The sequence below is a fragment of the Streptomyces sp. CO7 genome (assembly GCF_053474865.1).
Window position 1 is genome coordinate 100,139 of record NZ_JBRIOU010000011.1, and the last position, 8,476, is coordinate 108,614.

Annotated in this window: 6 protein-coding genes; 5 read left to right on the forward strand and 1 reads right to left on the reverse strand. The window is 73.9% G+C overall.

Going from position 1 to position 8,476, the window contains the following annotated elements:
* Positions 1-3,225: hypothetical protein (locus tag ACOV8S_RS29545; protein WP_448321546.1), on the forward strand; the 3,225-nt coding region annotated here is incomplete at its 5' end.
* A gap of 132 nt (positions 3,226-3,357) precedes the next feature.
* Here the strand turns inward: ACOV8S_RS29545 and ACOV8S_RS29550 are convergent.
* Positions 3,358-3,771, reverse strand: coding sequence for a hypothetical protein (locus tag ACOV8S_RS29550; protein ID WP_448321547.1), 414 nt, complete (start codon positions 3,769-3,771; stop codon positions 3,358-3,360).
* A 267-nt stretch (positions 3,772-4,038) separates the two neighbouring features.
* Between ACOV8S_RS29550 and ACOV8S_RS29555 the strand changes: the two genes are divergently transcribed.
* From ACOV8S_RS29555 to ACOV8S_RS29570, 4 genes are all read left to right on the forward strand, one after another.
* A complete protein-coding gene (locus ACOV8S_RS29555) occupies positions 4,039-6,555 on the forward strand; it encodes a nitrate- and nitrite sensing domain-containing protein (protein ID WP_448321558.1) in 2,517 nt (838 codons plus the stop codon).
* The gene (locus ACOV8S_RS29560; RefSeq protein ID WP_108957133.1) at positions 6,552-6,989 is read left to right on the forward strand and encodes a roadblock/LC7 domain-containing protein; all 438 of its coding nucleotides are present in this window, start codon (positions 6,552-6,554) and stop codon (positions 6,987-6,989) included. Before ACOV8S_RS29555 ends, ACOV8S_RS29560 begins: the two co-directional genes overlap by 4 nt.
* A 9-nt stretch (positions 6,990-6,998) precedes the next feature.
* Positions 6,999-7,412, forward strand: coding sequence for a DUF742 domain-containing protein (locus tag ACOV8S_RS29565; RefSeq protein ID WP_448321548.1), 414 nt, complete (start codon positions 6,999-7,001; stop codon positions 7,410-7,412).
* Positions 7,413-7,615: 203 nt separating this feature from the next.
* Positions 7,616-8,425 carry a M15 family metallopeptidase gene (locus tag ACOV8S_RS29570; protein WP_448321549.1) on the forward strand — a complete coding sequence of 270 codons (810 nt, stop codon included), beginning with the start codon at positions 7,616-7,618 and terminating at the stop codon, positions 8,423-8,425.
* The last annotated feature ends 51 nt before the right edge of the window (positions 8,426-8,476 follow it).

Consider the following 8,476-nt stretch of genomic DNA (forward strand, 5'->3'; position numbering starts at 1 on the left):
GAGCAGGAGACCGCCGATGCCGTCGGCGCCGGCTGGATCGACGGCAGCGCCCCCGACGCCGACCCCGCCAAGGCAGCCCTGGCCGCCGGAGAGGCGGCGAAAAGCACCGTCGCCGTCTTCGAGGAGGCCCGGGAGAGCGCCCGCCGGGCAGCCGAACGGGCCCGCGAGGCCGCCACCGCCGAGTCCCGCGCGGAACTGACCGCCGCCCGCGCCGCCGACGCGGCCACCGCCGCCCGCCGGGTCCACGAGTCCGAGCGGCGCACCGCCGAGGCCCTGGCCGCCGAGGAACGGCTGGCCGAACTGCTCGGCCTGCCCGCCACACGCCCCCACGGGACCGCGGCCGTGCCCGGGCCGCGGCAGGGCGAAGCCACGGACCCGGGTGAGGACGCGCATGCCGCCGGGTCCGCCCCCTCCCGGCCGGGCGGCTCCCCGGTGGCCGCCACCGGACGGACGACCGGCGGCACCGCCACCGCGCCGGCCGGGGCCGCCGCCGCGCTCGGGGAGGGCCGCCTCACCGCCGAACAGCTCGACCACTTCGCCGACGACCTCCGCGGCATGCTCGAGGACGCCGTCTCCTCGGCCGAGCGCCAGCTCTTCGACCTGCGGACCGCCGCCGCCGACGACGCCCGCATCCTCGGCGCGCTCGGCGACGGCGGCCTGCTGCCGCCCGGCCCCGACGTGCTGGCCACCGTCGAGTACCTCGGCGAGCAGGGCATCCCCGCGCTGCCCGGCTGGCGCTACCTCGCCCAGGCCGTCGACCCCGCCGACCACGCCCGGGTGCTGGCCGCACGCCCCGAACTCGTCGACGGCGTGATCATCACGGACCCCGCCTCGCACGTCCGCGCCCGCGAGGCGCTCGCCGAGGCCGCCCTGCTGCCCCGCTCCACCGTCGCCGTCGGCACCGCCGCGGCGCTCCTCGCGCCCGCGCCCGACCAGGCGTCGGACGACCAGGCCGTCTTCCTGGTCCCCCCGAACCCGGCCATGCACGACGAACACGCGGCGGACGAGGAACGCCAGGCGCTGCGCACCCGCGCGGCCCACCGCGACGAGGACATCCGCGCGCTCGCCGCCCGCCTGACCAAGGACCGTGAACTCGCCTCCCGCCTCGCCTCCTGGCGGCGGAGCTGCCCGGCCGGACGGCTCGCCGAACTCGCCGCCGCCGCCGAGGCGGCCGCCGCCTTCGCCGACGAGACCGAGGCCGAGCTGACAGAGGCCCGGACCGTCCGCGCCGAGACCGAGGAGAGCGCGGCCGAGACCGCCCGGGTCCGCGACGAACGCCAGGAAGCCGCCCAGCGCGCACGCCGCGCCGCCGACGCCCTGGCCGGCCTCGCCTCCCGGCTGCGCGAACGCGCCGGCTGGCAGGTCCGGCTGCGCGAACTCGCCGAGGAGGCAGCCGAGTCGGAGGCCCGCGCCCAGGCATGCCTGGACCGCGCCCGCGCCGCCGACGAGGACCGCCGCGCCGCCCAGCGCGCCGCCGACGACGCCCGCCGCACCGCCCGCGCCCTGCGCGCCGAACGCGCCGAGATCGCCGGCGCCCCCGAGGACCAGGGGGAGGCGCCCGAGCCGGCGGGCGACGCGACGGCCGCCTCCCTGCCCGCCCTCCGCGAGGCGTACCGGGCGGCCTCGCAGGTGTACGAGAAGGTCGGCGTCGGCGCCGACCTGCGGGCCGAACAAGCCCGCGCGGAGAGCGACGAGAGCGCCGCCCGCGCCGAACTCGACCGCCTGAGCAACAAGGTCCGCACCCGCGCCGAGCAGTTGCTGTCCTCCCCGGACGGCGCCGACGGCCCCTCCCGGCAGGCCGCCGCCGCCCGCGCCGAGGAACTCGTCCAGGTCCTCGAGACCCGGATGTCCCAGGCCAGCGAACAACTCGGCCGACTGCGCGGCGACGCCGAGCGGCTCGCGCCGGAGGAGGGCGAGACCCACACCGAGCTGCCCGAGGACCTCCTGCCCCGCGACGCCGAGCAGGCGCAGACGCTGCTGCGCACCGCGACGACCGAACTGTCCGCGCACACCGAGGCGTTGCGCGAGGCGCGGGAGACCCACGCCTCCCTCCTCGATGACCACCGCGCCGCCGAGGACGCCGCCTCCGGCTTCGACGAGACCGCGGCCCTGCTGCGCGACCTGCTGCGCGACCAGTCCACCGAGGAGGACGCCGAGGAACCGGAGCCCTACCCGGGCGACCTCGCCGAGGCCCGCCGGGCCGCGGCCGAGGCCCGGCGTTCGCTGCGGGGGTGCGCGGCCGACCTGTCCACCGCCGAGGCCGCCGTCCGTGAGGCGAGCGACATCCTGGTGCGGCACGCCAACTCCGTCCGCTACGAGCAGGTCCGCACGCCGGCCCGGCAGCAGATCCGCGAACTGCCCGCCGCCGCGCTGCCCGACCACGCGCAGGCCTGGGCGGAGGCGTTCGCGCCGCGGCTGCGCGTCCTCACCGACGAGCTCGAGCAGCTCGAGCGCAACCGCGACTCGATCGTGGACCGGCTGCGCGGCCTCGTGGAGACCTCGCTCGCCACCCTCCGCTCGGCCCAGCGCCTCTCCCGGCTGCCCGACGGACTCGGCGAGTGGTCCGGCCAGGAGTTCCTGCGCATCCGCTTCGAGGAGCCCGACCAGGCCACCCTCACCGAACGGCTCGGCGAGGTCGTCGACGAGGCCACCCGGTCCGCGCTGAAGAAGAACTCCGACCTGCGCCGCGACGGCATGTCACTGCTGCTGCGGGGCGTGGCGGCGGCCCTCCACCCGAAGGGCGTCGCCGTGGAGATCCTCAAGCCGGACGCGGTGCTGCGCGCCGAGCGGGTCCCCGTCGGGCAGATGGGCGACGTGTTCTCCGGCGGTCAGCTGCTCACCGCGGCCATCGCGCTGTACTGCACCATGGCCGCCCTGCGCTCCAACGACCGCGGCCGCGACAAGCACCGGCACGCCGGCACACTCTTCCTCGACAACCCCATCGGCCGGGCCAACGCCACCTACCTGCTGGAACTGCAGCGTGCCGTGGCCGACGCGCTCGGAGTCCAACTGCTGTACACGACCGGCCTGTTCGACACCACCGCGCTGGCGGAGTTCCCCCTGGTCATCAGGATGCGCAACGACGCGGACCTGCGGGCGGGACTGAAGTACATCAGCGTCGAGGAACACCTGCGCCCCGGACTGCCGCAGCCGGTCGCGGAGGGCGAGACGGGGCACAGCGAGATCACCGCCACCCGCATGTTCCGCCGGTCGGCCACCGCCTGACCTTTCGCACCCTGCGCACGGGCCGCCGATCCCTCGGGCACGGCGGCCCTCGGTGGTCCTCACCACGTGCCGCGCCGCCCGCCCGGCGCGCTGCTCATCGCGGCCGCACCGCTCGCCCGGTGGGACACAGCGTCACATCGCGGGCTGGCCGCCACGACGACGTATTCGCCTGAACTCCCGCTCCGCGACGCGCTCCTGACGGCGGGCCTGCCGCCGCTCACGCCGCAGCCGGCGTGCCGTGCTGCTCGGCTCGGACACGACCCCGTGCCGCTGGTTCCACACCTGGCGGGTCACCCACACGTCCAGGACCGCCCATGTCGCGGCGACGATGCCCGCCACCGCCGCGATCACGGCCGGGAAGGCCAGCCACGCCTTGGCCATGGTCAGCAGGAACGCGACCACCGCCAGCAATATCGTGACCGCCACGATCAGGCCGGCGCGCACCGCCGCCGTCCGTACCGGGTCCGGCAGCCTGGAGCTGCGTGCGGGCACCTCCACCCACAACGGGCGCTCCGGCGCCTCCTCAGGCTCGGTCTCCTCGAACATCTCCGCAGTGTCCGGCAACGCGACACCCCCTTCGTCCGCACGCTGATACCCCCACATCGTGGAGACGATCGGCATCCGCACAGGATTCCCGAACCGTGCGACAAATCTCCGCCAATCACCTGACTGCTACCCATGCCCGGCAGGTGACAGCGATTTTGAGCCTCCGTACCCTTCTTCGATCCGTCCCGCGCAGTAGTAGGCTCGCGCCGTTTGATTGACGCACTGGTGTACCTCGGTTCGGGCCGGGGGGCTGAATTGGGGGTGGCCATGGGCTTTCGCGGGACGTCCATCCGCAGGAAGATCGTGGCGCTGCTGATCGTGCCGCTGATGTCCCTGACCGGAATCTGGGCCTTCACCACGGTGCTGACCACGGGCGAGGCCAACCGCATGTTCACGGTGGCCACCGCGGTCGACGAGATCGGCTACCCCGTCGAGGAGGTCGTGGAGAAGCTGCAGGAGGAACGTCGTCAGACCCTGCTCCACCTCGCCGACCCCGCCCATGCCGACATCGCGCTGCTGAGGCGTTACTGGGGCGCCACCGACCGTGTGGTGAACGTGGTCCGCGCCAACGCGCTCAAGGAGGACGTCGTCGACGCCCTCGGCCCCTCCTCCGGCGACCAGCTCGACGCGGTGCTCGACACCTTCTGGCGCGTGGAGACCGTGCGCAGTGCCGTCGAGCACGGCTCGGACGACCGCACCGAGGCCTACGCCGCCTACAACGAGCTGATCGACCAGTGCTTCGAACTGCTCACCGCCCTCCCCGCCGCCGACACCGTCGAACTCGACCAGCAGGCCCGGGCCGTGATCAACCTGTTCCGGGTCCGCGAGCTGCTCGCGCGCGAGGACGCCCTGCTCGGCTCCGGTCTGGTCGCCAACGGCGGCCTCAGCGTCAAGGAGACCCGCCAGTTCATCGACCTGGTCGCCCAGCGGAGCCTGCTCATCGCGGTCAGCGCCCCGATGCTCCCCGAGGCGGACCGAGCCCGGCACGAGAGCTTCTGGGAAGGGAAGGCCTCCGCGGCACTGCGCAAGGCCGAGTCCCGGGCGGACGCCGGACACCGGATGACCGCGCGCAACTGGGACACCACGGCCGGCGAGGCCCTCGACGGCCTCCAGCACCTCAACGACGAGACCGCCGACCGCTATCAGGAACGCGTCGGCCCGGTCGCCCGCAACATCATCCTCAAGGTCATCGCCGGCGGTGTCCTCGGTCTGCTCGCCGTCCTCGCCAGCGTCGTGGTCTCCGTCCGGATCGGCCGCGGCCTCGTGCACGACCTGCGCCGCCTGAGCCAGGAGGCGCACGACGCGTCCGACGTCCGGCTGCCCGCCGTCATGCGACGCCTGTCCGGCGGCGAGAAGGTCGACGTCGACGCCGAGATGCCGCCGAGGGAATTCCCCGGCAACGAGATGGGCGAGGTCGGACGGGCACTGGACTCCCTCCAGCGGTCCGCCGTCACCGCCGCCGCCAAGCAGGCGGAACTGCGCGCCGGCGTCTCCGAGGTCTTCGTCAACCTCGCGCGCCGCAGCCAGGTCCTGCTGCACCGCCAGCTCACCCTGCTCGACACCATGGAGCGCCGGGCCGAGGACAACGACGAGCTCGCCGACCTGTTCCGGCTCGACCACCTCACCACCCGCATGCGCCGCCACGCCGAGGGCCTGGTGATCCTCTCCGGCGCCGCCCCCGCCCGCCAGTGGCGCAAGCCCGTCCGCCTGGTGGACGTGGTGCGCGCGGCCGCCGCCGAGGTGGAGGACTACGAGCGCGTGGAGGTGCGCCGCCTGCCCCGGCTCTTCGTCAAGGGCCCGGCCGTCGCCGACCTCACCCACCTGCTGGCAGAACTCCTCGAGAACGCCACGGTGTTCTCGCCGCCGCACACCGCCGTCCAGGTCCTCGGCGAGCGTGTCCCGGCCGGCTTCGTCCTGCAGATCCACGACCGCGGCCTCGGCATGGCCGGCGACGCACTCGCCGACGCCAACCAACGCCTCGCCGAGACGCCGGACTTCGAGCTCTCGGACACCGACCGCCTCGGACTCTTCGTGGTCAGCCGGCTCGCCCGCCGACAGAACGTCCGGGTGTCCCTCCAGCCGTCCCCGTACGGCGGGACGACGGCCGTCGTGCTGCTCCCGGAGAGCGTGCTCACCGACGAGGAGCCGGACACGAACGGCTCGGGCATGCGGCTGGACCGCGCGCACGTCGCCGCGCGCAAGAGACTCTCCGAGGCGGAGCGCACCGGTGAACTCGAACTGGTCGAGGTCATCCCCCTCCAGGAGTCGCTGGAGGAGCCGCTCGGCGGGGAACCCTCCTCCCGAGGAGGACTCCGGGTCCCGCGCGCCGAGCCCGCCGAGCAGCCTGCCCACGAGCACACCGTGAAGGCCGCCGCGGAGCCCACGGGCGAGCCGGCGGCCGAACACGCGGCCGTTCCGGACAGCGACGGGGAGGAAGCCGGTCCGGTGCGTCCGGTGGCCGCGGCGCCCCGCACACCCGGCGGCCTGCCGCGCCGGGTCCGTCAGGCCAACCTCGCCCACCAGCTCAAGAATGCGCCCGCCGACGGCTCCGCCGCGCGGGGGAGCTCCGGGACCGAGGTGGCGGACCCCGGCTCCCGCGACGCGGACGAGGTCCGCAGCAGGATGGCCTCGCTCCAGCACGGCTGGCAGCGTGGGCGTGAGGAGAACGACGTCGCGGAGCCCGACGCCGGCCGGGACGCCGGCACGGGAGCCGTGCCCGGGGAAGCGCCAGGGGGAGCGCGGACCGGAACCGTACACGCAACGACGAAGGTGGATGATCGATGACAGCCGCGCACCCGTTCGACGAAGCGGGAAGGGCAGCCTCGGGGGGACTGAACTGGCTGCTGGACGATTTGGTGGAGAGGGTCACCAGCATCCGCAAGGCCGTGGTGCTCTCGGGGGACGGACTGGCCACCGGGGCGTCGAAGGAGCTCACCCGTGAGGACGGGGAGCACCTGGCCGCCGTGGCCTCCGGGTTCCACAGCCTGGCCAAGGGCGTGGGACGCCACTTCGAGGCGGGCGCCGTCCGTCAGACCGTGGTGGAGCTGGAGGACGCCTTCCTCTTCGTCACCGCGGCCGGGGACGGCAGCTGCCTGGCCGTGCTCGCCGACGCCGACGCCGACATCGGCCAGGTCGCGTACGAGATGACCCTCCTGGTACGGAAGGTCGGCTCGCACCTGAGCACCGCGCCCCGCGACGAGATCATCACCGGCGGGTAGGGACCGGGCATGAACGCTGACGGTCCCGCCGAGGGGGACCCCACCCAGTGGTTCGACGACGAGGCCGGTCCGGTCGTCCGCCCGTACGCCATGACCCGGGGCCGCACGGCTGCGGCCGCCTGCGACCGGCTCCCGCTGACCGCCATGGTCACCACCCAGCCGGTGAACGACGAGGACGCCGACCCGGAAGTCCTCGCCGCGCTGGTCCCCGAGCACCTCACGGTCCTCGGTCTGTGCCGTGACGCGGCCTGCTCCGTCGTCGACCTGGCCTCCGACCTCGACCTGCCGGTCGGGGTCCTGCGGGTGCTCCTGTCGGATCTGCTCGACCACGGGCTGATCCGCGTCCAGCCGCCGGTCCGGCTGGTCGAGGCGGTCGACGAGACGGTCCTGCGCGACGTCATCGCCGGCCTGCGCGCCCTGTGAAGGGACCCGGGAACACGAACACGGCCCGTACCCCCGCCGACTGGGGTACGGGCCGTGCCGAGCCCGGTGAGTGCCGGGCGTGGCGCACTTGTTCCCGTTCCACGCCGAGTCATGCCTCAAAAGTAGGCAACATTTTTCTCCGGTCCCCGGCCGGCACCGACGATCTCTTCCCCAGGCCCCCCCGACCCTGGTAGACGGGGGCCATGAACAGACTCCCCGTCAGCGCCCGCGCCCTGGCCGTCTCGGCCGCCGCCCTGGTCACCATGACCGCGGGAGCGGCCACCGCGCAGGCAGCTCCCGATCCGCACGCGCCGGACGACTTCGTCGCGCTCGCCGAGGTCGACCCGACGATCATCCAGGAGATCCGCTACTTCACCCGGCACAACTTCGTCGGCGAACGCATCGACGGCTACCGCCAGCCGATGTGCATCCTCACCCGCCCCGCCGCCGAGGCCCTCGGCCGCGCCCAGAGCCGGCTGCGTGCACAGGGCTACAGCCTCAAGGTCTACGACTGCTACCGCCCGCAGCGAGCCGTCGACCACTTCGTGAGGTGGGCCAAGGACGTGAACGACACCGCGATGAAGGCGGAGTTCTACCCGGACCTCGACAAGTCCCGCCTCTTCCTCGACGGTTACATCGCCGAGCGGTCCGGCCACAGCCGTGGCTCCACGGTGGACCTGACCGTGGTCGAACTGCCCGCCACCCCCGACCGGCCATGGGTTCCCCACGACGGCCTGGAGCCCTGCTACGCACCGCAGGACGAGCGCTTCCCCGACAACTCCCTCGACATGGGCACCGGTTACGACTGTTTCGACACCCTCTCCCACACCCTCGACCCGCGCGTCCAGGGCGAGCAGCGCGCCAACCGGATGCTCCTCAAGGACACCCTCGAGGACCTCGGCTTCGTCAACTACGCCGACGAGTGGTGGCACTACACCTACAAGCCCGAGCTCTACCCGGACACCTACTTCGACTTCCCGGTGTCCCGGTCCGCCCTGACGCCGGCCCACTGACGAACCACCGCACGCCTGCCCTGCCCCGGGCCGTGGCGCCGGTGACCGTCT

Coding starts and splice junctions, on each gene's coding strand:
- ACOV8S_RS29550 (WP_448321547.1), bottom strand. CDS start 3,771: ATGTTCGAGGAGACCGAGCCTGAGGAGGCGCCGGAGCGCCCGTTGTGG.
- ACOV8S_RS29555 (WP_448321558.1), top strand. CDS start 4,039: ATGGGCTTTCGCGGGACGTCCATCCGCAGGAAGATCGTGGCGCTGCTG.
- ACOV8S_RS29560 (WP_108957133.1), top strand. CDS start 6,552: ATGACAGCCGCGCACCCGTTCGACGAAGCGGGAAGGGCAGCCTCGGGG.
- ACOV8S_RS29565 (WP_448321548.1), top strand. CDS start 6,999: ATGAACGCTGACGGTCCCGCCGAGGGGGACCCCACCCAGTGGTTCGAC.
- ACOV8S_RS29570 (WP_448321549.1), top strand. CDS start 7,616: ATGAACAGACTCCCCGTCAGCGCCCGCGCCCTGGCCGTCTCGGCCGCC.